The sequence below is a fragment of the Mesorhizobium sp. B263B2A genome, from assembly GCF_020165775.1.
Taxonomy (GTDB): domain Bacteria; phylum Pseudomonadota; class Alphaproteobacteria; order Rhizobiales; family Rhizobiaceae; genus Mesorhizobium; species Mesorhizobium opportunistum.
This window is the reverse complement of the sequence record NZ_JAIUIU010000001.1, coordinates 656,845-679,634: the sequence shown is the minus strand read 5'-3', so window position 1 is coordinate 679,634 and position 22,790 is coordinate 656,845. Positions and strand designations below refer to the sequence as shown.

Here is a 22,790-nt window from a genome sequence, read left to right as displayed (position 1 = left end):
GAGCACGCACATGGCGGGTGGACAGGGCCTGATGGCCGGCAAACGCGGCCTTATTCTCGGCGTCGCGAACAACAGGTCGATCGCCTATGGCATCGCCAAGGCGTGCGTCGATCACGGCGCGGAAATCGCGCTGACCTATCAGGGCGAGGCCTTCAAGAAGCGTGTCGAGCCTTTGGCCACGGAACTGGGCGCTTTTGTCGCCGGCCATTGCGACGTCACCGATCCGGCGAGCCTCGACGAGGTTTTCGCCAATGTCGCCAAGCATTGGGGGGGCAAGCTCGATTTCCTCGTCCATGCCATCGCTTTTTCCGACAAGGACGAGCTGACCGGGCGCTATGTCGAGACGACGCGCGACAACTTCCTGCGCACCATGGACATTTCGGTCTATTCCTTCACCACCATCGCCAAGCGCGCCGAGGCGCTGATGACCGATGGCGGGTCGCTTTTGACGCTGACTTACTACGGCGCCGAGAAGGTGATGCCGCACTACAACGTCATGGGCGTTGCCAAGGCCGCGCTCGAAGCCAGCGTGCGCTACCTGGCCGTCGATCTCGGCTCCAAGAAGATCCGCGTCAACGCCATCTCCGCCGGCCCGATCAAGACGCTGGCCGCTTCCGGCATCGGCGACTTCCGCTACATCCTGAAGTGGAACGAATACAATTCGCCGCTGAAGCAGACGGTCACGCAGGAAGAGGTCGGCGATTCCGGCGTCTATTTCCTGTCAGACCTGTCGCGTGGCGTCACCGGCGAAGTGCACCACGTCGATTCCGGCTATCACGTTGTCGGCATGAAGGCGGTCGACGCGCCTGATATTTCGACGGTCAAGGACTAATCCCCTCCGCCCAGGCCCAGGCCCGACCACCGGAAGACCTGATGTACCCGCTGGTTTATATCGTGCGCCACGGCCAGACCGCGTGGAACGCCGAGTTCCGGCTGCAAGGGCAGGCCGATACAGATCTCAATGCCCTTGGCCGCGAACAGGCGACCGGAAACGGACTTCGGCTGGCCGAACTTGTCCATGATTCGGAGAATTTCGATTTCGTCGCCAGTCCGATGAAGCGGACGCGCGAAACGATGGAGCGTATCCGCGCCGCGATGCAACTCGATCCGGATGCCTATCGGACCGATCCCCGCCTCGTCGAAGTCAATTTCGGCGATTGGCAAGGATCCACCTTCGCCGAACTCGAGACCCGATATCCCGGCGCGAGCAGGACGCGCGCTTTGGACAAATGGAACTTTCAGCCGCCGGGCGAAGGCGCCGAGAGTTACCGGATGCTGCTCGAGCGGGTCAAACCCTGGTTCGATGCGCTGAACCGGCAAACCGTCTGCGTGACGCATGGCGGCGTCATGCGCACCTTGTTCCGTTTCGTGCTTGATATGGCCGAGGACGAGGCAGCGAACCTGGAGATACCGCAGGACCGCGTGCTCAAGCTCGAAGGCAAGAGCCTGGAGTGGCTTTAGGTCACCTGAACCCGTTCAAACGCGACGCGCTTAGTTCGTGTCGCTGTCCGGCAGCTGCATATCGGTTACGACGTTTTCGCCATTGGTCACGTCGTAGGCGATGACGATGTCCATGCCCGGCTTCAGCGCGTCGAGATCGGTCTCGGCGTTCAGCTTGTAGGATTTGCCGTCGTCCAGCGTCAGTGTCAGCGCGTCTTTGTCGATCTTCTTGATCAGGCCTTCGGTCTGGCCGGCGAAAGCGGCGGTGGAAAGCAGCAGCGTGGCGGCAACAGCGCCAATCAGGGTACGCATCATCGTCCTCTTTGGTCATTGCGCCGGCACGGTGGCGGCGGATCCTCAACGGCGAATGGAGCAGAGCAGAAACCAACCGAATGTGTCAAAACTAAATCCGCCGGATCACAGTTTGACCCCTGTGGAAAACGCCAATAGAACGCAGGCTTCAACCGGCTCGGCTGCCGATCAGGGCACTTTTCCATGTCTCACAACACGTTCGGCCATCTTTTCCGTGTCACCACCTGGGGTGAAAGCCATGGCGCCGCACTCGGCTGTGTGGTGGACGGCTGTCCGCCCGGCATCCGCTTCACCCGGCTGGAGATCCAGGCCGAACTCGACAAGCGCCGGCCGGGCCAGTCGCGCTTCGTCACCCAGCGCCGCGAACCCGACGAGGTCAAGGTGCTGTCGGGCTTCGTCCTCGACGAGGACGGCCAGACCATGATCACCACCGGCACGCCGGTCTCGATGTTGATCGAAAATGTCGACCAGCGTTCGAAGGACTATGGCGAAATCGCCCGCCAGTACCGGCCGGGTCATGCCGACTACACTTATGACGTCAAATACGGCATACGCGATTACCGTGGCGGCGGCCGCTCCTCGGCCCGCGAGACGGCCGCGCGCGTGGCGGCCGGCGCGCTCGCCCGCAAGGTGGTGCCCGGCATGGTGGTGCGCGGCGCGCTGGTGTCGATGGGCGAAAAGTCCATTGATCGCGCCAACTGGAACTGGAACTTCATCGGCGATGCGGAAAATCCGTTCTTCACGCCCGATCCGGCTTCCGTTCCCGTCTTCACTCAGTATCTCGACGGCATCCGCAAGGCCGGTTCCTCGGTCGGCGCGGTGATCGAGATCGTCGCCGACGGCGTTCCGCCAGGCCTTGGCGCGCCGATCTATGCCAAGCTCGACCAGGACATCGCGTCGGGCCTGATGTCGATCAACGCCGTCAAGGGCGTCGAGATCGGCAACGGCTTCGAGGCCGCCCGCATCACCGGCGAAAAGAATGCCGACGAGATGCGCATGGGCAATGACGGCAAGCCGGTGTTCCTGTCCAACAATGCCGGCGGTATCCTCGGCGGCATCTCGACCGGACAGGCGATCATTGCCCGCTTCGCCGTCAAGCCGACTTCGTCGATCCTGACGCCGCGAAAATCGATCGACAAGGACGGCAACGACGTCGAGGTGATGACCAAGGGCCGCCACGATCCCTGCGTCGGCATCCGCGCCGTGCCGATCGGCGAGGCGATGGTTGCCTGCGCCATCGCCGATCATTATCTGCGCCATCGGGGACAGACGGGGAGGGAGTAGGCAGTAGGGAATAGGCAGTAGGTCTTTTTTTCTTTCCCCTACTGCCCTATTGCCTACTCCCTATTCCCGCGAGCGAAGCGAGCACTCCATGCCTTACGACCAGAAGAAGATCGTCGAAGCCCTGCGTGCCTTCGAACGCGGCGAGATCGTCGTCGTCATGGACGATGACGGGCGCGAGAACGAGGGCGACCTGATCGTCGCCGCCGTTCATTGCACGCCGGAGAAGATGGCCTTCATCGTGCGCAACACCTCCGGCATCGTCTGCACGCCGATGCCACGCGAGGAGGCGAAGCGCCTCAATTTGCAGCCGATGGTCGCCGACAATGATTCGGCCCACACCACCGCCTTCACCGTCAGCGTCGATTTCAAGCACGGCACGACGACAGGCATTTCGGCCGACGACCGCACGCTGACCGTTCGCAACCTTGCCAACGGCAATGTCGGCGCTTCCGATTTCGTCCGCCCCGGCCACATCTTTCCGCTCATCGCGCGCGAGGGCGGCGTGCTGATGCGCTCCGGCCATACCGAAGCAGCGGTCGACCTGTGCAAGCTCGCCGGCCTGCCGCCGATCGGTGTGATCTCGGAACTGGTCAATGACGACGGTACCGTCAAGCGCGGCCCGCAGGTCGCGGCCTTTGCCGAGGAGCATGGCCTCAAGCAAGTGTCGGTCGCCGACCTCATCGCTTATCGGCAACGCAAGGAAACGCTGGTCGAACGCGTGGCATGCTCGGAGATCGATACGCTCGGCGGCAAGGCGCAGGTCTTCACCTACACGCTGCCCTGGGATTCCATGCACCACGTCGCAATCGTCTTCGGCGACATCCGCGATGGGGAAGAGGTGCCTGTGCGGCTGCATTCCGAGGATGTGGTGACCGACGTCTTCGGCACCAGCCACCGGCTGGACACCATCATGAAGGCGATGGGCGAGCGCAAGCGCGGCGTCATCGTCTATCTGCGGGAAGGCTCGGTCGGTGTCGCGCACCAGGAGCGCAAGCGCCCGGCGAGCGGCGAGCGCGAGGATCATGAGGAGGCCCGCCGGCGTGAGAATGAATGGCGCGAGATCGGCCTCGGCGCGCAAATCCTCAAAGATCTCGGCATTTCCTCGATCAATTTGATCGCCTCGCGGGAACGCCACTATGTCGGCCTCGAAGGCTTTGGCATCCATATCGCCAAAACCGAAATCATCTGAACTGCCGGTGATGATAGCGCCCGGTCCGTTCAAACCGGGCGCTTCGTGGATCATTCAGCAGGAACGACCGCCGCTTCGCATCCATCCAGTTCGCAATTCTGGATGGCCAGGCTGCTCTGCCCAAATAGCACCGTGACCAGCGCAATGGTGCCTGATACCACCGAAACCCAGAACCCGTTCTGGGCGCCGAACGCATCCACCACCGCGCCGGCGGCGAACGACCCCAGCGCCATGCCGATGCCGATGCCTGTCATCACCCAGGTGATGCCCTCGGTCAGCATCGCTTCCGGCACATGCCGTTCGATCAGGCCGAACGCCGTGATGAAGGTCGGCGAGATCGCGACGCCGCTGATGAAGACGGTCAGCGCCAGCAGCGGCACGCTGTCGGCGGTGAGCGGCAGCAGCGTGCCGAGCGCGACCAGGGCGACCGCGATGGCAAGTTGGCGCTGCAGCGGCGCCTTGAGGTTGAGCGCGCCGACGACGATGCCCAGCGCGAACGATCCCAGTGCGTAGACACCGATGACGAGGCTCGCGGCACCCGGCTGGCCGAGTTCCTTGGTGATCGCCACCGTGCTCACTTCCGTTGTCGCAAACGTCGCGCCGATGAAGATCAGGGCGAAGGTGATGATCCGCACCGGCCGCAGGCGGATAGCCGAGCCGTTCGAGCCATGGTCCACCGGTCGCACTTTCGGCTCGGTCGACCGCTGCAGGATGAAGGCCATCGATCCGACGGCGAGAAACAAGGTGCTCGCCAGCATGCCGGCCTCGGGGAACAGGCCGGCACTGAGGCCCACCGACAGCGACGCTCCGGCGATATAGACCAGTTCGTCCGCCGCCGATTCGAAGGCGAAGGCGGTGTTCATCTGAGGCCGGCCCCGGAAAATCTCGGTCCAGCGCGCCCGTACCATTGCCGGCATGCTGGGCATGGCTGCCGCCAGCAGCGCGGACACGAACAGCGTCCACATAGGCCAGTCCTGATTGGCCGCTGCAATCAGCATGAGGAAAGCAAGCACGGAGATGATGGTGGTGGGCAGGACAATTGGGGTCTGGCCAAAGCGGTCCACCAGCCTTGATATTTGCGGCGCCAGGAAAGCGTTGGCCAGCGCGAATGTCGCCGAAACGGCGCCCGCCAGCCAGTACTCGCCGTGTGTCTGCGACAGCATCGCCACGATGCCGATCGGAGCCATGGCGATCGGCAAGCGCGCCATGAAGCCGGCAATTGCAAAGCCCTTGGCGCCAGGGGCGCGAAAGATTTCCGAATAGGGGTTCTGCATGATGCTGTTCCTCGACAAAGGACAATTCGACAATTACATACGACGCGTATGAGTGTTAGATAGACCATACGCCGCGTATGTCAATTGGCATACGAGACGTATGTAAATAGGGCCAGCCGGAATGCACAAACCACGCAAGGAGATGATCGCGCAGACGCGCGCCAAGCTGATCGCCGCGGCCCGCCAGGCCTTCGGCACCATCGGCTACGCCGAGGCGTCCATGGATGATTTCACCGCCTCGGCCGGGCTGACGCGCGGCGCTCTCTATCATCACTTCGGAGACAAGAAGGGGTTGCTGGAGGCGGTCATCGCCGAAATCGACGCAGAGATGGCGGCACGGGTGAATGAGGTCGCATCGAGAGCGCCGAACCGCTGGCAACACTTCGTCGACGAGTGCACAACCTATATCGAAATGGCGCTGGAGCCGGAAATCCAGCGTATCATGTTCCGCGACGGTCCGGCCGTGCTGGGCGATCCGGCACAATGGTCGAATGCCAATGCCTGCGTCGGCTCAATGACCGATCATCTTGCCGCGCTGCAGGGGGAGGGGGTGGTCGTCCCGAGCGTCGACCCCGAGACCGCCGCACGGCTGATCAACGGCGCCAGCAGCCAGGCGGCGCAGCGGATCGCCAATTCGAACGATCCCGAAGCGACATCGAGGAAGGTGGTGGCGGCGTTCAAGCAACTGCTCGAAGGCCTGCTCAGGAAACCGGGTTCGCAGCCGAACTGAAATCCCGTCCGCGGTCCGGCGACCCACCCACGATTGACAATCTTCGGGCTGAGCGCATCCTTCCAGCCATCTCTGAGGGGATTCGGGGCATGTGGGATTTCGATATCGGCAGGTCGGTGTCCATCATGATGCGGACCTGGCCCTTCATTGTCTTTCGCATGATCGTCTATTTCGGCATCACGCTGGCCTACATCATGGCGACCGGCACCGGCGCCTCGGTCGGCTATGGCGTCGGCCATATCTCCACAGATCCCGACGGGCCGATGTCCTTTGCCCTATGGGGCAGCGTGGTCGGCTTCGGCATCGTCTCGATCGCCGTCTACTGGATCCGCGAATACATCCTCTATGTCGTCAAGGCCGGCCATATCGCCGTCATGGTCCATCTGATCGACGGTCAGGACGTCCCCGGCGGCCAGGACCAGATCGCCTATGCCAGGCAAGTCGTGACCGAGCGGTTCGCCGAGGCCAACATCCTTTTCGTCGTCGACCAATTGGTCAAGGGCGGCATCCGCGCCATCACCGGCCTGCTTGGCGGCATTGCCGCCTTCCTGCCGATTCCGGGCCTGAGCGGCCTGGTCTCCTTCATCAACACGGTGATCCGCCTATCGCTGACCTATGTCGACGAGATCATCCTCGGCTACAATATCCGCATCAATTCGTCCTCGCCCTTCGAGACAGCGCGCCAAGGCGTGGTGCTCTACGCCCAGAACGGCAAGACCATGGTCAAGAACGCCGTCTGGCTGGCAGTCATCATGTGGGGCGTCTCTTTCGTCATCTTCTTGGCTATGCTGGCTCCTGCCGCCGCAATTCTCTTCATCATGCCGGGGCAACTGGCTGGTTGGGCCTTCGTGCTCGCCATCGTCTTTGCCTGGGCGTTCAAGGCGGCTTTCATCGAGCCCTTCGCCATCGCTTGCCTGATGCAGGTCTATTTCAAGACCATTGAGGGCCAGGTGCCCGATCCCGCCTGGGACGCTCGGCTCTCCGAGGCATCGTCGAAATTCAGGGAACTCAAGGACAAGGCGCTGGCCTCCTTCGGCGGCTCGCGCTGGGATACGGCGGGCGCGACACGCTGATCGGCCGGGCTTGCCGGCGCGGCATTGACGGCGTTGAGGCGTGCCACCGTCGATTTGAGCCGCACCTCGCCCTGACCGCAAAAAGTCTCGCTCATGATCAGTTCGGGCAGCGGCAGGCGTCGGCCCCAGCCATGCGTTTCGAGGTCCGGTTTGGACGCGAATTCGGAGACCCGGCCGACGCAGAGATAGGCGACCGGCGTCACGTGATCGGGAATGGACAATAGGCCCTTCAGCGCTTGCGCCTCGATGATGCTGACCCAGCCGACGCCAACGCCTTCGGCACGCGCGGCCAGCCAGAAATTCTGCACCGCGCAGACCGTGCTGTAGAGGTCCATTTCCGGATTGTGCCAGCGTCCCAGCGGCGAACCCTTCGACCGCTGCCGGTCGCAGGTGATGCAGATGTTGAGCGCGCTTTCGCAGATGCCTTCCAGCTTGAGCTTGCGGTAGAGCGCCTGCCTTTCCTGTTCGATGGCCGGAAGTTCCTGTTCGCGCGCGGCGAGGAACAGGTCGCGCACTTCCGCGCGCCGTGCGGCATCGCGGATGACGATGAAGTTCCACGGCTGCATGAAGCCGACCGACGGCGCGTGGTGGGCGGCAAGCAGCAGCCGCGCCAGCACCTCGTCGTCGAGCGCGTCGGGCAGGAAATGGCTGCGCACGTCACGCCGCGTGAACATGGCGCGGTAGACCGCGTCTCGCGCCATCTGGTCAAATCCGTCGCTACCAGGAGCGGTCATGTGTTCCGGCATCGCTTGTCCCTTGCGATTGCTATCGATGCCAGCCGCCTGACCATGCGGATGACGATGTCTGCCAGGCCGGTCTTCTGGCTTGGGATCAACCCGCGTCCGATGCCTTCCCGTCATCGACAGTGGCATTTACCGGCGCGGTCCCCCTCACAGCGTTGGGCACGCCACGGAATTCAACCGTGTTCCCGATTCTCCCGCTTGCGGCGGGCACCAGGCAGTGCCGGCGACCTTACGCCGAACCGCCCGGGGCGCCAATCCCCGCAGCGACGCCAATGGGCGCAGGCGTGATTTTCCCCAGCGATCGAGCCGCGATGCATGGCCATCGCGGCGCCGGGGCACTAGATAGGGAGCATGGCCACTCGTCTCTACACGCATCCGATCTTCCTCGAACACATCACGCCGCCTGGCCACCCCGAGCGGCCGGACCGCTTGCGCGCCATCGAGCGGGTGCTCGACGACGAGGCCTTCGCCGCACTCGATCGTGTCAAGGCGCCGGAAGGTGACGAGGCCACCATCCTCTACGCGCATCCCGCCGATTTCGTCGCCCGCGTGCGCGCCGCCATCCCTGACCAAGGCATCGCCCGCATCGATGCCGACACCACCGCCAGCCCGAAGAGCTGGCAAGCGGCGATCGCGGCGATCGGCGCCGCCAATGCGGCCGTCGACGATGTCTTTGAGGGCCGCGCCGATAATGTGTTCGTCGCAGCGCGGCCCCCTGGCCACCATGCCGAAAAAACCACGGCCATGGGCTTCTGCCTCTTCAACACGGCGGCCATCGCCGCGCGTTATGCGCAGAAGAAGCATGGCGTCGAACGCGTCGCGGTCGTCGACTGGGACGTGCATCACGGCAACGGCACGCAGGACATTTTCTGGGACGATCCTTCGGTGCTCTATTGCTCCACGCATCAGATGCCGCTCTACCCCGGCACCGGCGCGAAGGACGAGACCGGCGCCGGCAACATCGTCAACGCGCCGCTTGCGCCGCAGACCGGCAGTGAGGTATTTCGCGACGCCTTCCTGTCGCGCGTGCTGCCGGCGCTCGACAATTTCGCGCCGGATTTGATCATCATTTCCGCGGGCTTCGATGCGCACCACCGCGACCCGCTGGCCGAGATCAACCTGACCGAGGACGATTTCGATTGGGCGACCGGCCAGCTGATGCAGCGCGCCGCGCGCCACAGCCGCAACCGGCTCGTCAGCCTGCTCGAGGGCGGCTACGATCTGCAGGGATTGGCATTTTCGGTCGCCGCCCATGTCGGGCGACTGATGAAAGGATGAATGATGGCTGGTGAGACCAACGAAGACGTCAAGGCGATGAGCTTCGAACAGGCACTCGACGCGCTGGAGAAGATCGTCGATGATCTGGAGCGCGGCGACGTACCGCTCGACCAGTCGATCAAGATCTATGAGCGCGGCGAGGCGTTGAAGGTGCATTGCGACCGGCTGCTGAAGGCCGCCGAGGACAAGGTCGAGAAGATCAGGCTGTCGCGCGACGGCAAGCCAGTCGGGACGGAGCCGCTCGACGCGGACTAGAGCAATTCCAGGAAAAGTGTGAGACGGTTTTCCGTCCGGAATTGCGTTAAAACAAAGAGATAGGGTGAACCGCTCTTGGAGCGCGGTCTCACCGGTTTTTGGACACGATCATGACTGAGGATAGAGTTCGTCCCGATTGAAACGGCTCCAGGACAAGAGGAGATACGGAAGCGATGTGCAGAAACATCAAGACCCTGTTCAATTTTGATCCGCCGGCAACCAACGACGAAGTCCGCGACGCGGCACTTCAGTTCGTCCGCAAGCTGAGCGGGACGACGCGGCCCTCGAAGCAGAACCAGCATGCGTTCGACCATGCGGTCGAAGCCATAGCGGCATCGGCGCGCGAGCTTCTCGATTCGCTCGAAACCAACCAGCATCCGCGCAATCGCGAAGAGGTTGCGGCCAAACTGCGGGCAAAGGCGGCGATCCGCTTCGCCTGATGTGGCCAAGGCGGTCCTTGGCCGCTGACAAGGAGAGTTCATGAGCTTCTTCCCAGGGAAAGACCCTGAAGCCGGCGACGCCTTTGCCAGCGACCAGATCGAGCTGATGGTCATCCCGAACGCCAAGGACATTGGCGGCTTTGAAGTACGCCGCGCCTTGCCGACCGCCAAGCGGCGGCTGGTTGGTCCGTTCATCTTCTTCGACCGCATGGGTCCCGCCATCCTGCGCGCCGGCCAGGCGCTCGACGTCCGTCCGCATCCGCATATCGGCCTGTCGACGGTGACCTATCTGTTCGACGGCAAGATCCGGCATCGCGATTCCCTCGGCACCGAAATGGTGATCCAGCCCGGCGACGTGAACCTTATGACCGCCGGCCGCGGCATCGTGCACTCCGAGCGCACGCCGGAAGAACTGCGCGGCGCGCCGATGTCGATCTCTGGCCTGCAGACATGGCTGGCGCTGCCCGACGACAAGGAAGAGGTGGCGCCGGTGTTCGAGAACACCGCTGTCTTGCGGCTTCCCGACATCGACGCCGAAGGTGTCAGCGGCCGCATTGTCATCGGCGACTTCCAGGGACTGCGCTCCCCGGTGCGGACCGACTCCGAGACGCTCTACGCCGATCTCAGGCTAGCGCCGGGCGCCAGCGTGAAAATCCCGGCCGATGCGGAAGAACGCGCCGTCTATACGCTTGAAGGCGAGGTCTCGATTTCAGGCGACGTCTTCCCGGCCGAACGGCTGCTGGTGTTCCGGCCCGGTGACGAGATCATCGTATCGTCCCAAACCGGTGCGCATTTCATGCTGTTCGGCGGCGCCTCGCTCGGTTCTAAGCGGTATATCTGGTGGAATTTCGTTTCGTCGTCCAAGGAGCGCATCGAACAGGCCAAGCAGGAATGGAAGACGGGCCGCTTCGATATCGTTCCAGGAGATGAGGAAGAGTTTATTCCGTTGCCGGAAGGCTGAAGAGGATCGGCGAGGGGCCTGATTGATCCGCGTCGCTGACACGCATTTACTTTCGCCGGCCGGCGGCCTATCCCGCCGTTGAACAGAAAGTCCGAGCACCCGTGAACGCAACGCCGCAGACGCCGCTTCTCGACAAGGTCCGCATTCCGGCGGATCTGCGCGCGCTTGCCGAGAGCGAGCTGCCTCAGCTTGCGTCCGAGCTTCGCCTCGAACTGATCGACGCCGTGTCTCGCACCGGCGGCCACCTGGGTGCCGGCCTCGGCGTGGTCGAACTGACGGTGGCGCTGCACTATGTCTTCGACACGCCGGATGACCGGCTGATCTGGGATGTCGGCCACCAGGCCTATCCGCACAAGATCCTGACCGGCCGCCGCGACCGTATCCGCACACTGCGCCAGGAAGGCGGCCTGTCCGGCTTCACCCGCCGCGCCGAGAGCGAATACGATCCCTTCGGCGCCGCCCACTCCTCGACATCGATATCGGCTGGCCTCGGCATGGCCGCCGCGCGCGACCTCTCCGGCGGCCGCAACAATGTCATCGCCGTCATCGGCGACGGCGCCATGTCGGCCGGCATGGCCTATGAGGCGATGAACAATGCCGGCGCGCTCGATGCCAGGCTCATCGTCATCCTCAACGACAACGACATGTCGATCGCCCCGCCGACCGGCGCCATGAGCGCCTATCTGGCGCGGCTTGCCTCGGGCAAGGCCTATGCCGGCCTGCGCGACTTCGGCAAGAAGCTGACCTCCTACCTTGGCAAGCGCGCCGACCGCGCGATCACACGGGCGGTCGAACATGCGCGCGGCTACGTCACCGGCGGCACGCTGTTCGAGGAGCTCGGCTTCTATCACATCGGCCCGATCGACGGGCACAATCTGGAGCATCTGATCCCGGTCCTGAAGAACGTCCGCGACAATGGCGAAGGCCCGGTGCTGATCCATGTCGTCACCCAGAAGGGCAAGGGCTATGCGCCGGCCGAAGCCGCCGCCGACAAATATCACGGCGTCAACAAGTTCGACGTCATCACCGGCACGCAGGCCAAGGCGCCGGCCAACGCGCCGGCCTACACCAAGGTGTTCGCCGAAAGCCTGATCCAGGAGGCCCGCGAGGACGACCGCATCGTCGCCGTCACCGCCGCCATGCCGGGCGGCACCGGCCTCGACCTGTTCGGCGAGGCGTTCCCGGCCAGGACCTTCGATGTCGGCATTGCCGAGCAGCATGCGGTCACCTTCGCGGCCGGCCTCGCCACCGAAGGCTACAAGCCGTTCGCGGCGATCTATTCGACCTTCCTGCAGCGCGCCTACGACCAGGTCGTCCACGACGTCGCGATCCAGAAATTGCCGGTGCGTTTCCCCATCGACCGCGCCGGCTTCGTCGGCGCCGACGGCGCCACCCATTGCGGCGCTTTCGACACCACCTTCCTGGCAAGCCTGCCGGGTTTCGTCGTGATGGCGGCGGCCGACGAAGCGGAGCTGCGCCACATGGTCCGCACCGCGGCGAGCTATGATGATGGCCCGATCGCCTTCCGCTATCCGCGCGGCAACGGCGTCGGCGTCGATATGCCAGAGCGCGGCTCGGTTCTTGAGATCGGCAAGGGCCGCATTGTCAGGGAAGGCACCAAGGTCGCCCTGCTGTCCTTCGGCACGCGTTTGCAGGATTGCCTGATCGCCGCGGAGGAACTCGGGGCGGCGGGGCTTTCCACCACCGTTGCCGACGCCCGTTTCGCCAAGCCGCTCGACCAGAATCTGATCCGGCGGCTCGCCCGCTCGCACGAGGTTCTGGTGACGGTGGAGGAGGGAGCAGTGGGCGGCTTCGCCAGCCACGTGCTGCAGTTCCTCGCCCATGAAGGATTGCTGGAAAGCGGCCTCAAGGTGCGCCCGCTGGTGCTGCCCGACGCCTTCACCGACCACGCCAAGCCGGAAAAGATGTATGCTGACGCCGGCCTTGACGCCGACGGCATCGTGCGCACCGTGTTCACTGCGCTCGGCCATACAGCCCACGCCCAGCGCGCCTGAATCAAAACCTCAAGCGCTTGAATCGGTTTGCCGGCCTGATTTCATAACCCATTGTTAACACTGTCGTTTGGCGTTTTGCTTACCGTGTCTCCTAGCCGTTTTTCAACGGCGCCCTGCTACATCGGATCCAGGCAGGGAGACAATGGGAATGAAGACGCTTCTGTGTGGCGCGGCTTTTCTGGCCGTCATCGCGGCACCCGCGGCGGCCGAGACAAGCTATGACCGCAATCTCGAAAAGGCGGCGGTGGGCATTGTCGCCGGCAAGATGGGCGATATCAGGGGCGGCTTTTCCTACAGGCAGGTGCCGCAATTGGTGGTCGTGCCGGACCCCGCGCCTGCGCCCCCGGCTGAGCATCCGCGTGAACAAGCTTCAGGGGGGCGGGGCGACGGCCTGTCTCCAGCTGTCGACCGGCAAGTGCCCCGCACCATATTCTAGAACCACATATCGCGTACGCAGCGGCCGTCTCGCGGCAGGTCCTCAAAAGTGTCGAGGCCGTCGAAATGGTCGATCGGCAAGTCGGCGACTGCCTCTGGCGGCGCCAGCCGCACATTGACTGCGATGCGCATTCGCCCGGAGGCACCCGCGCGCAGTCCGCGCCAGGCCAGCACGCAGGCGCAGGTCGGGCAGAACAGGATTTCGAGCGATGGCGTGTTCTTTCCGGCGCGCGTATAGCTGCCCGCCGGTCCCGATACGCGGATACGTTCGTCGACATAGTCATAGGCCCAAAGCACGCCGTAGCGACGGCAAAGCGTGCAGTTGCAGGCCGTGATCGGTCCGGGATCGCCTTCCAGGGTCCAGTGAGTTGCGCCACAGTGGCAAGTTCCTGTCAGCATTCGTTCTCCCCCGGGATGTTTCGACGACAGCTCTCCTCGACCACCATTTTGCCGGACCTGATGCGATGCATGCAAGCCGCGACGTGGCGCGATGCGTTCACCGCACTTCCTTGTCCAATGTCCTTGCCTTCGCTGCCGGCTTTCGCCATGAAGGCCAATGAATTCGCCTCTGCCAGCCAGCGCCCGCCAGCGGCTCGACGACCTGCTCGTCCAGCGCGGGCTGTTTGCCAGCCGTTCGCGTGCCCGTGATGCGGTCGAGCGCGGCACGGTGACGGTCGACGGTGTTGTCGCACGCAAGCCCGGTCAGAACGTTTCGCTGCAATCTCTTGTGACCATCGATGATCCGGCGCAAGGCTATGTGTCGCGCGCGGCGCTGAAGTTGCTCGGCGGGCTTGACCATTTCGGCCTCGACCCCGCTGGAAGCGAGGCGCTGGACGTCGGCGCCTCGACCGGCGGCTTCACCCAGGTGCTGCTCGAGCGCGGCGCATCCCATGTCACGGCGATCGACGTCGGTCACGGCCAGATGCATCCCGATATCGCCGGGGATTCGCGCGTCACGGTCGTCGAGGGGCTGAACGCCCGCGATCTCACCATCGCCGATCTTGCCGGCAGGATTCCGGATTTCATCGTCTCCGATGTCAGCTTCATCTCGCTGAAACTCGCACTGCCCCCGGCACTTGCCATTGCGAAACCCGGTGCCAGGGCGATCTTTTTGGTCAAGCCGCAATTCGAGGCGGGTCGCGAGGCGATCGGTAAGGGCGGCCTGTTGAAAGATCCCTTCGACGCTGCCCGTGTCGCCGGCCTGCTGCAGGATTGGCTCGACGCCGTTCCCGGCTGGCGCTCGCTCGGCCTGCATCTGTCGCCGATCGAAGGCGGCGACGGCAACCGCGAATTCCTGCTCGGTGGGGTCAAGGATCGATGAGCGCGCGCTTCACCATCAAAAAGCTTGGCGCCCAGGGCGACGGCATCGCCGAAACCGAAAGCGGCGATCTGTTCATTCCCTTCACGCTGCCCGGTGAAACCGTCACCGCCGCGCGCGAAAGGGATCGCGCCATGCTGATGGCGGTGCTGGAGGTCTCGCCGCTGCGCATCGATCCCGCCTGCCGCCATTTCACCGAATGCGGCGGTTGCGCCCTTCAGCATTTCGAGGCCGCGGCCTATCGCCAATGGAAACGCGACAAGGTGGTCCACGCCCTGAAGGGCATCGATTGCGACATCGGCGAACTGGTCGCCTGCGCGCCGCACACGCGCCGTCGTGTGGTGCTTGCCGCCCGGCGCACCGAGACAGGCATGCTGCTCGGCTTCAATCGCCATCTGTCGCCGGAAATCATTTCCATATCCGAATGTCCGATTTCGCTGCCCGAGATCGTCGGCGCGCTCGACCGGCTTAAGGCGCTCGCCGACTTGATCTGCGCCACCACGAAATCGTTCCGGATGGCGGTGACCGTGACCGGTTCCGGCCTCGACGTCGCCGCGCATGAATCCGGCAAGCTCGGCGAGAACCAGCGCCGCATCGCCTCCAATTTCGTCATGGCGCAAGGCTTTGCCAGACTGTCCATCGATGACGAGATCATCATCGAACCGCGGAAGCCCGTGGTCATGTTCGGCAGCGTCGCGGTTGCCGTGCCGCCCGGCGCCTTCCTGCAGGCTACCGAGGCAGCCGAACAGACCATGGCCGATATTGTCGGCGCCCATCTGAAGCGTGCCAAGAAGGTCGCCGATCTTTTCGCCGGCTGCGGCAGCTTTGCGCTCAGGCTGGCCGCGAAGTCGGAAGTCCATGCCGTGGAAGGCGATGCGGCGGCCCTTTCTGCGCTCGACCGCGGATCGCGTTTCGCGACCGGTCTGAAGCGGGTGACGGGCGAGCGCCGCGACCTGTTCCGCCGGCCGCTGACATTCAAGGAGCTGAACGCCTTCGACGGCCTCGTGTTCGATCCGCCCCGCGCGGGCGCCGAGGACCAGTCGAAGCAGATCGCCCGCTCGGATGTTGCCTACGTCGCCGCGGTGTCCTGCAACCCGGTGACGCTGGCGCGCGACCTGCGCATCCTCATCGATGGCGGCTACGCCGTGAAAAGCGTGACGCCGATCGACCAGTTCCTGTGGTCGCCGCATGTCGAGGCGGTTGCCTTGCTGGAGAAACCGAGGCGACGCCGGTAGTCCGATGCCGCTGGCTCGCGGAAATTTGTGAAGCCTGTGCTCTTTCGACGAAATTGCGCCCCAAAGCCGCCGCGTTGCGTCTCTCTATTTTCGCCCGGTTCGGGAAACATTGCGACCCCTCCGGCGTTGTCAGGCTGAAGGGACGACGGATAGCGGATTGCGGATTGCAATGCGGACGCTTCAGAAATTCCTTGGTCTCGTCGTCGTTCTCATTTTTTTCGCGGTCACCGCCGCAACCGGGGCGCTGGCGCAAGGTGAAAAGCGGCTGGCCTTCGTCATCGGCAATGGCGCCTACAAGACCGGAGAGCTCGCGACGGCCGCCAATGACGCCGGCCTGATCGCGCAGACATTGCAGGCCGCTGGGTTCGACGTGGTCGGCGCGCGTGACGTGGATCAGGACTCGCTACGCGGCGCGTTCCGGGATTTCATGGGCAAGGTGTCCGCCGCCGGTCCCGACGCCGTCGTTTTCGTTTATCTCGCGGGCCATGGCGTGCAGTTCGAGGGCGAGAACTACTTCCTGCCGGTCGATGCTCAGATCGCCAATCCAAACGATATCCCGCTTCAGGCGATGCGGATTTCCGATATCACCAGGCCGTTGTCCGGGTTGCCGGCCAAGGTCAATATCGTCGTGCTCGACGCGGCGCGGCCAAACCCCTTCCCGAAGTGGAAGGAGCCGCTGGCCGGTGGCCTTGCCTTGGTCGATCCCGATCCGAACATGCTGATCGCCTTCAACGCCGCTCCGGGAACCGTCGCGCCGGAGGGCAAAGGACCCTACGGAGCCTACGCCAAGGCGCTTGCCGAGATGATGCGCGAAGGCGGCCTGTCGCTACGGGACGTGTTCGACCGCACGCGCCTGCGCGTCAGCGAGGTCACGCAAGGCGGGGAACTGCCATGGAGCGCTTCGAAGATCACGGCGCCTTTCGTTTTCTTCGAACGCAGCGCGGATGCTCCTCCGCCCAAGGTTTCGGCCGCGGAGACCCGGGCGGCGCGAACCAGGCCGATCCGCGATTTCGACGCGCATGACGCCTATGTTGCCGCCCTCGAGCGCGACACGATGCGCGGCTACGAGGATTTCCTCGACGCCTATCCGCATGATCCGATGGCCAAGCGCGTGCGCGCCATCATTGCGGCCCGGCGTGAGGCGATCACCTGGCGCGAGACCTGGATGACGGATACGCCTGAAGCCTACTGGTCCTATCTGGAGCGTTACGCGCGCGGTCCGCATGCCTGGGACGCGCGCCGCCGGCTGGAGCATTTCGACGCCGAGTTGGAACCGCCGGAGAACTTCACCGTCATCATCTACGACGTGGCGCCACCACCGCCCGAGGAAATTATCTATGTCGACCGTCCAGTAATCTTTTTCGACGATTTCGATTTCGCGCCGCCACCGCCGATCACGGTGATCTTCCTGCCGCCGCCGCCGCCGGATTTCGTCGTGCTCGAGCCACCGCCGCCGCCGGTCGATGTCTTCGTCCTGCCGACGCCCGTATTCGTGCCGATACCTGTGTTCATCAACCCGCCGCGCCACATCGTGCCGCCACCGAACGACATCATCTTCAACAACATCCACAACACGACCGTCATCAACAACATCAACACGACGATCAAAAACGAAACCATCGATCAGGCCGCGCAGCCAAGCGCTGGTGTTCAGGGTGGCCGCACCACGGGCCGGCAGACGACCGGAGGCGCCGTTGGTGCCCGCGCGGATGCGCTAGCGGCTAGGGTCGCGCTGCCTCCACCGCTGCAGAAGAAGGCGGCCATGTCCCGTCAGACCACCAATCAGCAACTGGGCGGCCAGGAACAGGGCGGCGAAAAACAGGGCGGCGAAAAACAGGGCGGCTTGCCGCCGAAGCCCGGCCAGCGCGTCATCGAGGGCCAGCAGTCCGGCACTGCTACGCAGTCGGAGACCCGGTCCGCGACGGGCAAGCTTTCGCGCGACCATGCCCTGCCTGGAGCGAACGGCAAAAGGCTGCCGCTCGTCAGCGGCAAGCCGGCGCTCGACGGTCGGAACTTGCCTAGTGACCAGAACTTGCCTGGCGACCAGAACCTGCCTGGCGACAAGTCAGGGAAGCGTTTGAGCGGGCGGGGCGCGGCGGGTGGCAACAACCAGCAGGCCACTGGAAACGCCGGCGCCGCCGCTACCGGCCAGGGCAACGAACAGACCAGAGCCGGCAATGCCCAGGGCAAGAATCGCAAGCTCCGCAAGCTGCCGACCGTCAATGGCATGCCGGACGAGAACCAGCCGAGCGCGCGGGAGAAGTTCCGGAAGAACAATCCGAACGCCTTCTCCGATGAGAGCAGCGGCAGGCCGAAGAAGCTGAGGCGCAAGGACCTGTCCGCCGGCCGCTCTGTTTTCGAATCGGGTGATCAGGGCTCGAGCGCAACCAAAAAGGGCAGGAAATTCCGCAAACTGCCGACCGTCAACGGTATGCCGGCCGAGAACCGGCCGCGCGTTGAGGAGCGGTTCAGGAACAACAATCCGGACGTGTTCTCCGAGCGGAACAACGGCAGGCCGAGGAAGCTGATGCGCAGGGATCTGTCTCCCGGCCAGTCCATCGTCGAACCGGGCGATCAAGGTTTGGCCAACAGGAGCGACAGGGGCAGGAAGTTCCGCGGGCTGCAGAACGAAGAAGGGTCCGCCGGTGGCGAGGTCGACGTCCAGCGCAACTTCAAGGTCAACAGGCCGGACGAGAACGCGCAGCGCCGGTTCAGTCCGGAAAGGCCGAACGAGCAGGTGCTGCGGCCGCAAAGACAGGAACCGAGGCCGGAATTCCGAGAGCAGCCGAAACCTCAGATGCAGGAGCAGCGCCTGCCGCAGCCGCAGGAGTCCAAGAAGAAGCTATCTTGCGGGCAAGAGGGCGAGCCGTCCTGCAACCAGTAGGCTGGTCGCAGCGGAAGCATTTCCAGGAAAACGCGCATAGTTCGGCTGCTCGGTCTGAGAGCCTGGCGACACGTCAGGTTTTCGGAGTGCCGCCGCGCTGGTTGATCGACATCCAGATGTTCGGGTTCTGCTGCGACTGGCGTTTCAGGAAATAATAGCCGGTCGCGTTCCAGGGCCGGATTTCATCGGCCAAATTGTCCAGGACGAGATCGCCCCTGTCGGTTTTCACCGTCAGGATAGTGTGGCCTTCATTGTGCAGGTCGCGCACCACCGTCATCAGCAGCGCCTGCCGGGGAAATCCCGCTTCCATGAGAAGCTTGCGCTTGTAGAGGGCGTAGATCTTGCAGTCGCCCTTGCCGTCCACCGGATAATCCCAGTGGTCCATCATCGTGCCCCAGTGTTCGTAGTTGCTGACTGGCTTGATGGCGCGGTTCGCCTTTTGGTTTATCCGCTTGAGGATACGCAGGTTCTGCGCGGTCAGCTTGACGCTCGTGGCCGGCAGGGCGGGCACCTTGCATTCTTTCGGTCTGCGATGGCAGAAATCGACCCAGCCGTAGGGAACGCTGGTGCGTCCTCCAACGGCGGCGGAGCGCAGGTCGATCGCGATCGGCTTCGCCTTCATGGCCGGAACCGACGGCCGCTTGAACAATGTCGACTGCGCCGCGGAGGGGTCGACAGATAGCGATGTCGCACCGATCAACGAAGCAAGGCCCAGAAGGAAGGAAGAGGTCAGGATGCCAGGGGAACGCAGCACTGCCAACACCACCGCAACGAGAAGATTGGCGACGAGTTAATGCGGAAACGCCGGCCAAGGCAATTGAACAATTAATAATTTGCTAACACGATCGTGTTCGGAGGCCGCCAGAGCAATTCCAGGAAAAGTGTGAAACGGTTTTCCGTCCGGAATTGCGCCAAAACAAAGAGTTAGAGCGGTTCGACGTCTCCGTGAAACGGTGAACCGCTCTACGCCTCTTGCACGCCGCCATGCCCTGCAGCCCGAGCAGACTTGACGAGTTTGCGGTCGAAGGTGGCAAATCCCGAGCAATGCGCCGACTTGCCGAGATGCAGTGCATCCGCGAAATCTATCCCCGTCTCGGCCAGATCGAGGGCGGATGAGACGGTCATGGCATCCTCCATCTCGACAGTTGGGAGCCCGCCGAACGCCCGCAGAGCCCGCACGACTTCGGCCTGTCCGAAACCATAGGCACTGCGCAGCACCCATTCGACTTCCAGGATCACCGTGATGGTGACAAAGACCGACTGACCGTCGATCAGCTCTCGGGCGCGCGGCGATTGCTGCGGATGGTCGCTCGTCAGGTAACGAACGATGACATTGGTATCAATCGCGAGCATGGCGTCGCCGCGCCTCGGCAAGCACGCCCGCGTCCATTTCTTCCAGCGTCTTCGGTTTGCCGCTGTGGGGCAGGGAACCAAACACGTCTTCTGGGCGCGTCTCGGCAAAAGCTGGCGCAGGCTTCAAAAGGACACCCTCCGGTGTGTCCTCGACCTGCAGGCGCGTTCCGGCACCCCAATCCCTCCGCTTCCGGATTGCACTGGGCAGGATGACTTGTCCCTTGGTCGAGACAGTCGTTGTGAGTTTTTCGGAAGCGGCCATTGTGGCTCACCTTGTAAGGCAAAGGTAAGATAGATCGCGACCGAGCCGAATTCAAGCCCTGAAAGCCCATCGGGATCGTGAAACGGCGCCCGCCCTCAAACCCGGGTGCCGCCGACCGTCATCTGGTTCATCCTGAGATGCGGCTGGCCGACGCCGACCGGCACGCCTTGTCCGGCCTTGCCGCACATGCCGATGCCATTGTCAAGCTTCATGTCGTTGCCCACCATCGAGACGCGGTGCATGGCGTCGGGCCCGTTGCCGATCAGCATCGCCCCCTTGATCGGCTGCGTTACCTTGCCGTTTTCGATCAGGTAGGCCTCGGTGCAGCCGAACACGAATTTCCCGGACGTGATGTCGACCTGGCCGCCGCCGAACGAGACGGCGTAGATGCCGTTCTTGACCGAGGCGATGATCTCGTCGGGCTCCATGTCGCCCGCGGTCATGTAGGTGTTGGTCATGCGCGGCATCGGCTGGTGCGCGTAGCCTTCGCGCCGGCCGTTGCCGGTTGCCTTCATGCCCATCAGCCGGGCGTTCTGGCGATCCTGCATGTAGCCGACCAGTCTGCCGTCCTCGATCAGCACGTTGCGGGCCGAAGGCGTGCCTTCGTCGTCGACGGTGAGCGAGCCGCGGCGTTCGGGGATCGTGCCGTCATCGACGACGGTGACGCCCTTGGCGGCGACCTGCTGGCCCAACAGGCCGGCGAAGGCCGAGGTCTTCTTGCGGTTGAAGTCGCCTTCAAGGCCATGGCCGACGGCTTCGTGCAGCATGACACCCGGCCAGCCGCTGGAGAGCACGATGTCGAAGGTGCCGGCCGGGGCGGGGATCGCCTCGAGGTTGACCAGCGCTTGCCTCAGCGCCTCTTTTGCAGCGTGTTTCCAGCTGTCCTCGATCAGGAATTCGCCGAACGCCTTGCGCCCGCCCATACCGTAGGAGCCACTCTCCTGGCGGTCGCCATCGCCGACCACGACCGAGACGTTGATGCGGACCAGCGGCCGGATGTCGCGCGCCATCTGGCCGTCGGCGCGCACGATCTCGACATGCTGCCAGGAGGCGGCGAGCGAGGCGGTCACCTGGCGCACGCGCGGATCCTCGGCCCGCAGCCAGGCGTCGATTTCCTGCAGCAGCTTTGCCTTGGCCTCGAAGGAAGGCGAGGGGATCGGGTTCTCCTCGCCATAAAGATGGCGGTTGGTGCGGGCGGGTGCGGCGGCAAGCGTGCCGGAATAGCCGCCCTTGACGGTCGAGACGGCATCCGCCGCACGCAGCAGCGAGGCCTCGGACAGGTCGCTCGAATGGGCATAGCCGCTGGCTTCACCCGCGACCGCGCGCAGGCCAAAGCCCTGGTCGGTGTTGAAATTGGCCGTTTTCAGCCGGCCATTGTCGAACATCAGCGCTTCGCTCTCGCTGTATTCGAGGAACAGTTCGCCGTCATCGGCGCCGTTGATGGTCTCGGCGACGATCTGCTTGATGCGATCGTCTGAAATGTCGAATTGGCCGATCAGGCTGTTCATGGCGCGTCCATTCGTGGGAAGATTGCTGCTTCCCCCCGATGTAGGCGTGAAGCTGCGCCGAGACAATCGGCAATGGAGATCCACGTCGCCGAATGACAGCGTCCGCTCGATGCGGGCGCCGCTTTCTGGTCATGAAAACCGCGTCACACTCACGGTTCTGTGCAAGGGGCCGGGATCAGGGCAGCGCGGCAAAACCGTCGGCGAAACCCTTGAGGTCTACCGGGATGCCGATGCCTTCCTCAGGCGTCTGGAAGACGATGAACGTCGCCGATGTGCCGGTCTTCAGCGTATCGAGCAGCGGCTTTTCGAGGATGACCTCGGCATAGCATCCGTCCTGGAAACAGCGCACGAAATAGGCGCGCCCGATATCCTTGCCGTCGACATTGAGGCCGAGCCCGTTCGGCAAAAGCACGCCAAGCGGCGCCAGCACACGCAGGATCTCGGCCTTGTTGTCGGCGGTGCGCAACACGACGACCGACAGGCCCATTTCCGGACGATCCTCGGCGACGACGTTTTGCATCATCACGCATTGTTCCGAGGTGGCGCCGGCCGGCGTGTCGCAGATGATCGACCAGGCGCCATGCGTCGAGCGAACCGTGCCGCTCGGCTGGGCGGCATTGGCCTGACCGGTGACGAACAGACCGGCCGCCGACAGGGCAGCGACAAGCATGGCCTTGACCGAGGTGCTCGAAAGCGCCGGTCTCGTATGCCCCAGTCTTGAAAGCCAAGAGTTCATGACGGCTCCATTGCGAATCACGGCACTTTAAGCCGCGCCAATGCCAAGTAAAGGACGAGACCGCA

Annotated in this window: 23 protein-coding genes, 1 pseudogene and 1 riboswitch; of the genes and pseudogenes, 15 read left to right on the top strand and 9 right to left on the bottom strand. The window is 63.8% G+C overall.

What is annotated here, in order from left to right; all coding sequences use genetic code 11:
- Positions 1–10 precede the first annotated feature (10 nt).
- Together fabI and LB568_RS03280 are read left to right on the top strand one after the other, a co-directional pair.
- Positions 11–832, top strand: coding sequence for an enoyl-ACP reductase FabI (gene fabI, locus LB568_RS03285; protein ID WP_013896683.1), 822 nt, complete (start codon positions 11–13; stop codon positions 830–832).
- A gap of 41 nt (positions 833–873) precedes the next feature.
- A complete protein-coding gene (locus tag LB568_RS03280) occupies positions 874–1,461 on the top strand; it encodes a histidine phosphatase family protein (protein ID WP_224729049.1) in 588 nt (195 codons plus the stop codon).
- 30 nt (positions 1,462–1,491) lie between these two features.
- Here the strand turns inward: LB568_RS03280 and LB568_RS03275 are convergent, their stop codons facing one another.
- Positions 1,492–1,752, bottom strand: coding sequence for a DUF1344 domain-containing protein (locus LB568_RS03275; RefSeq protein ID WP_013896681.1), 261 nt, complete (start codon positions 1,750–1,752; stop codon positions 1,492–1,494).
- 183 nt (positions 1,753–1,935) lie between these two features.
- Here LB568_RS03275 and aroC point away from each other — a divergent pair, with 183 nt between their 5' ends.
- Together aroC and ribB are read left to right on the top strand one after the other, a co-directional pair.
- Positions 1,936–3,036: a chorismate synthase gene (aroC, locus tag LB568_RS03270; RefSeq protein WP_224729047.1), complete on the top strand. Its 1,101-nt coding sequence runs from the start codon at positions 1,936–1,938 to the stop codon at positions 3,034–3,036.
- An 88-nt stretch (positions 3,037–3,124) separates the two neighbouring features.
- On the top strand, positions 3,125–4,225 hold the full coding sequence (ribB, locus tag LB568_RS03265; protein WP_224729045.1) for a 3,4-dihydroxy-2-butanone-4-phosphate synthase: 1,101 nt from the start codon (positions 3,125–3,127) through the stop codon (positions 4,223–4,225).
- Between the two features lie 50 nt (positions 4,226–4,275).
- Here ribB and LB568_RS03260 read toward each other — a convergent pair whose 3' ends face one another.
- Positions 4,276–5,499, bottom strand: a complete 1,224-nt coding sequence (locus LB568_RS03260; protein WP_224729044.1) for an MFS transporter — start codon at positions 5,497–5,499, stop codon at positions 4,276–4,278.
- A 121-nt stretch (positions 5,500–5,620) separates the two neighbouring features.
- Here LB568_RS03260 and LB568_RS03255 point away from each other — a divergent pair, with 121 nt between their 5' ends.
- Both LB568_RS03255 and LB568_RS03250 read left to right on the top strand, forming a co-directional pair.
- Positions 5,621–6,229 carry a TetR/AcrR family transcriptional regulator gene (locus LB568_RS03255; protein ID WP_224729043.1) on the top strand — a complete coding sequence of 203 codons (609 nt, stop codon included), beginning with the start codon at positions 5,621–5,623 and terminating at the stop codon, positions 6,227–6,229.
- Between the two features lie 89 nt (positions 6,230–6,318).
- Entirely contained in the window at positions 6,319–7,302 is a 984-nt protein-coding gene (locus tag LB568_RS03250; RefSeq protein WP_224729042.1) for a hypothetical protein, read from the top strand.
- 86 nt (positions 7,303–7,388) lie between these two features.
- Here the strand turns inward: LB568_RS03250 and bluB are convergent.
- Positions 7,389–8,048: pseudogene (gene bluB, locus LB568_RS03245) on the bottom strand (5,6-dimethylbenzimidazole synthase); the annotation flags it as partial.
- Positions 8,049–8,094: 46 nt separating this feature from the next.
- A riboswitch (cobalamin riboswitch) is annotated at positions 8,095–8,275 on the bottom strand.
- Between the two features lie 121 nt (positions 8,276–8,396).
- Here bluB and LB568_RS03240 point away from each other — a divergent pair.
- The 6 genes from LB568_RS03240 to LB568_RS03215 all read left to right on the top strand — a co-directional run bounded on the left by LB568_RS03240 (position 8,397) and on the right by LB568_RS03215 (position 13,430).
- Positions 8,397–9,323, top strand: coding sequence for a histone deacetylase family protein (locus LB568_RS03240; protein ID WP_013896674.1), 927 nt, complete (start codon positions 8,397–8,399; stop codon positions 9,321–9,323).
- Between the two features lie 3 nt (positions 9,324–9,326).
- Entirely contained in the window at positions 9,327–9,578 is a 252-nt protein-coding gene (locus tag LB568_RS03235; protein ID WP_013896673.1) for an exodeoxyribonuclease VII small subunit, read from the top strand.
- 173 nt (positions 9,579–9,751) lie between these two features.
- Positions 9,752–10,018, top strand: a complete 267-nt coding sequence (locus tag LB568_RS03230; protein ID WP_010914875.1) for a DUF2277 domain-containing protein — start codon at positions 9,752–9,754, stop codon at positions 10,016–10,018.
- Positions 10,019–10,058: 40 nt separating this feature from the next.
- A complete protein-coding gene (locus tag LB568_RS03225; RefSeq protein WP_224729041.1) occupies positions 10,059–10,979 on the top strand; it encodes a pirin family protein in 921 nt (306 codons plus the stop codon).
- 101 nt (positions 10,980–11,080) lie between these two features.
- The gene (gene dxs, locus LB568_RS03220; RefSeq protein ID WP_224729040.1) at positions 11,081–12,994 is read left to right on the top strand and encodes a 1-deoxy-D-xylulose-5-phosphate synthase; all 1,914 of its coding nucleotides are present in this window, start codon (positions 11,081–11,083) and stop codon (positions 12,992–12,994) included.
- A gap of 148 nt (positions 12,995–13,142) precedes the next feature.
- Entirely contained in the window at positions 13,143–13,430 is a 288-nt protein-coding gene (locus LB568_RS03215; protein ID WP_224729039.1) for a hypothetical protein, read from the top strand.
- Here the strand turns inward: LB568_RS03215 and LB568_RS03210 are convergent.
- Positions 13,427–13,828 carry a GFA family protein gene (locus tag LB568_RS03210; protein WP_224729038.1) on the bottom strand — a complete coding sequence of 134 codons (402 nt, stop codon included), beginning with the start codon at positions 13,826–13,828 and terminating at the stop codon, positions 13,427–13,429. The genes LB568_RS03215 and LB568_RS03210 overlap by 4 nt on opposite strands.
- A 157-nt stretch (positions 13,829–13,985) precedes the next feature.
- Here LB568_RS03210 and LB568_RS03205 point away from each other — a divergent pair, with 157 nt between their 5' ends.
- The 3 genes from LB568_RS03205 to LB568_RS03195 all read left to right on the top strand — a co-directional run bounded on the left by LB568_RS03205 (position 13,986) and on the right by LB568_RS03195 (position 18,866).
- Positions 13,986–14,750 carry a TlyA family RNA methyltransferase gene (locus tag LB568_RS03205; protein ID WP_224729037.1) on the top strand — a complete coding sequence of 255 codons (765 nt, stop codon included), beginning with the start codon at positions 13,986–13,988 and terminating at the stop codon, positions 14,748–14,750.
- The gene (locus LB568_RS03200) at positions 14,747–15,982 is read left to right on the top strand and encodes a class I SAM-dependent RNA methyltransferase (RefSeq protein ID WP_224729036.1); all 1,236 of its coding nucleotides are present in this window, start codon (positions 14,747–14,749) and stop codon (positions 15,980–15,982) included. The genes LB568_RS03205 and LB568_RS03200 overlap by 4 nt, the downstream gene beginning before the upstream one ends.
- Positions 15,983–16,151: 169 nt before the next feature.
- Positions 16,152–18,866 carry a caspase family protein gene (locus LB568_RS03195; protein WP_224729035.1) on the top strand — a complete coding sequence of 905 codons (2,715 nt, stop codon included), beginning with the start codon at positions 16,152–16,154 and terminating at the stop codon, positions 18,864–18,866.
- Between the two features lie 73 nt (positions 18,867–18,939).
- On the opposite strand, the gene LB568_RS03190 is transcribed toward LB568_RS03195, so the two are convergent.
- The 5 genes from LB568_RS03190 to LB568_RS03170 form a co-directional block, all read right to left on the bottom strand.
- Positions 18,940–19,620, bottom strand: a complete 681-nt coding sequence (locus LB568_RS03190; RefSeq protein ID WP_224729034.1) for a transglutaminase-like cysteine peptidase — start codon at positions 19,618–19,620, stop codon at positions 18,940–18,942.
- Between the two features lie 209 nt (positions 19,621–19,829).
- On the bottom strand, positions 19,830–20,219 hold the full coding sequence (locus LB568_RS03185; protein WP_224729033.1) for a type II toxin-antitoxin system VapC family toxin: 390 nt from the start codon (positions 20,217–20,219) through the stop codon (positions 19,830–19,832).
- Positions 20,206–20,481, bottom strand: coding sequence for an AbrB/MazE/SpoVT family DNA-binding domain-containing protein (locus tag LB568_RS03180; protein WP_013896663.1), 276 nt, complete (start codon positions 20,479–20,481; stop codon positions 20,206–20,208). Before LB568_RS03180 ends, LB568_RS03185 begins: the two co-directional genes overlap by 14 nt.
- 95 nt (positions 20,482–20,576) lie before the next feature.
- Positions 20,577–21,989: a metalloprotease TldD gene (gene tldD, locus LB568_RS03175; RefSeq protein ID WP_224729032.1), complete on the bottom strand. Its 1,413-nt coding sequence runs from the start codon at positions 21,987–21,989 to the stop codon at positions 20,577–20,579.
- Between the two features lie 175 nt (positions 21,990–22,164).
- Positions 22,165–22,725 carry an invasion associated locus B family protein gene (locus LB568_RS03170; protein ID WP_224729031.1) on the bottom strand — a complete coding sequence of 187 codons (561 nt, stop codon included), beginning with the start codon at positions 22,723–22,725 and terminating at the stop codon, positions 22,165–22,167.
- Positions 22,726–22,790 lie beyond the last annotated feature (65 nt).

Excerpts from the sequence above, each read along its gene's own strand:
- LB568_RS03255 (WP_224729043.1), top strand. The coding sequence starts at position 5,621 with ATGCACAAACCACGCAAGGAGATGATCGCGCAGACGCGCGCCAAGCTG.
- LB568_RS03275 (WP_013896681.1), bottom strand. The coding sequence starts at position 1,752 with ATGCGTACCCTGATTGGCGCTGTTGCCGCCACGCTGCTGCTTTCCACC.
- aroC (WP_224729047.1), top strand. The coding sequence starts at position 1,936 with ATGTCTCACAACACGTTCGGCCATCTTTTCCGTGTCACCACCTGGGGT.
- LB568_RS03200 (WP_224729036.1), top strand. The coding sequence starts at position 14,747 with ATGAGCGCGCGCTTCACCATCAAAAAGCTTGGCGCCCAGGGCGACGGC.
- LB568_RS03195 (WP_224729035.1), top strand. The coding sequence starts at position 16,152 with ATGCGGACGCTTCAGAAATTCCTTGGTCTCGTCGTCGTTCTCATTTTT.
- tldD (WP_224729032.1), bottom strand. The coding sequence starts at position 21,989 with ATGAACAGCCTGATCGGCCAATTCGACATTTCAGACGATCGCATCAAG.
- LB568_RS03225 (WP_224729041.1), top strand. The coding sequence starts at position 10,059 with ATGAGCTTCTTCCCAGGGAAAGACCCTGAAGCCGGCGACGCCTTTGCC.
- LB568_RS03205 (WP_224729037.1), top strand. The coding sequence starts at position 13,986 with ATGAATTCGCCTCTGCCAGCCAGCGCCCGCCAGCGGCTCGACGACCTG.
- LB568_RS03280 (WP_224729049.1), top strand. The coding sequence starts at position 874 with ATGTACCCGCTGGTTTATATCGTGCGCCACGGCCAGACCGCGTGGAAC.
- LB568_RS03210 (WP_224729038.1), bottom strand. The coding sequence starts at position 13,828 with ATGCTGACAGGAACTTGCCACTGTGGCGCAACTCACTGGACCCTGGAA.
- LB568_RS03240 (WP_013896674.1), top strand. The coding sequence starts at position 8,397 with ATGGCCACTCGTCTCTACACGCATCCGATCTTCCTCGAACACATCACG.
- LB568_RS03260 (WP_224729044.1), bottom strand. The coding sequence starts at position 5,499 with ATGCAGAACCCCTATTCGGAAATCTTTCGCGCCCCTGGCGCCAAGGGC.
- fabI (WP_013896683.1), top strand. The coding sequence starts at position 11 with ATGGCGGGTGGACAGGGCCTGATGGCCGGCAAACGCGGCCTTATTCTC.
- LB568_RS03235 (WP_013896673.1), top strand. The coding sequence starts at position 9,327 with ATGGCTGGTGAGACCAACGAAGACGTCAAGGCGATGAGCTTCGAACAG.
- LB568_RS03230 (WP_010914875.1), top strand. The coding sequence starts at position 9,752 with ATGTGCAGAAACATCAAGACCCTGTTCAATTTTGATCCGCCGGCAACC.
- LB568_RS03215 (WP_224729039.1), top strand. The coding sequence starts at position 13,143 with ATGAAGACGCTTCTGTGTGGCGCGGCTTTTCTGGCCGTCATCGCGGCA.
- LB568_RS03250 (WP_224729042.1), top strand. The coding sequence starts at position 6,319 with ATGTGGGATTTCGATATCGGCAGGTCGGTGTCCATCATGATGCGGACC.
- LB568_RS03185 (WP_224729033.1), bottom strand. The coding sequence starts at position 20,219 with ATGCTCGCGATTGATACCAATGTCATCGTTCGTTACCTGACGAGCGAC.
- LB568_RS03170 (WP_224729031.1), bottom strand. The coding sequence starts at position 22,725 with ATGAACTCTTGGCTTTCAAGACTGGGGCATACGAGACCGGCGCTTTCG.
- ribB (WP_224729045.1), top strand. The coding sequence starts at position 3,125 with ATGCCTTACGACCAGAAGAAGATCGTCGAAGCCCTGCGTGCCTTCGAA.
- LB568_RS03180 (WP_013896663.1), bottom strand. The coding sequence starts at position 20,481 with ATGGCCGCTTCCGAAAAACTCACAACGACTGTCTCGACCAAGGGACAA.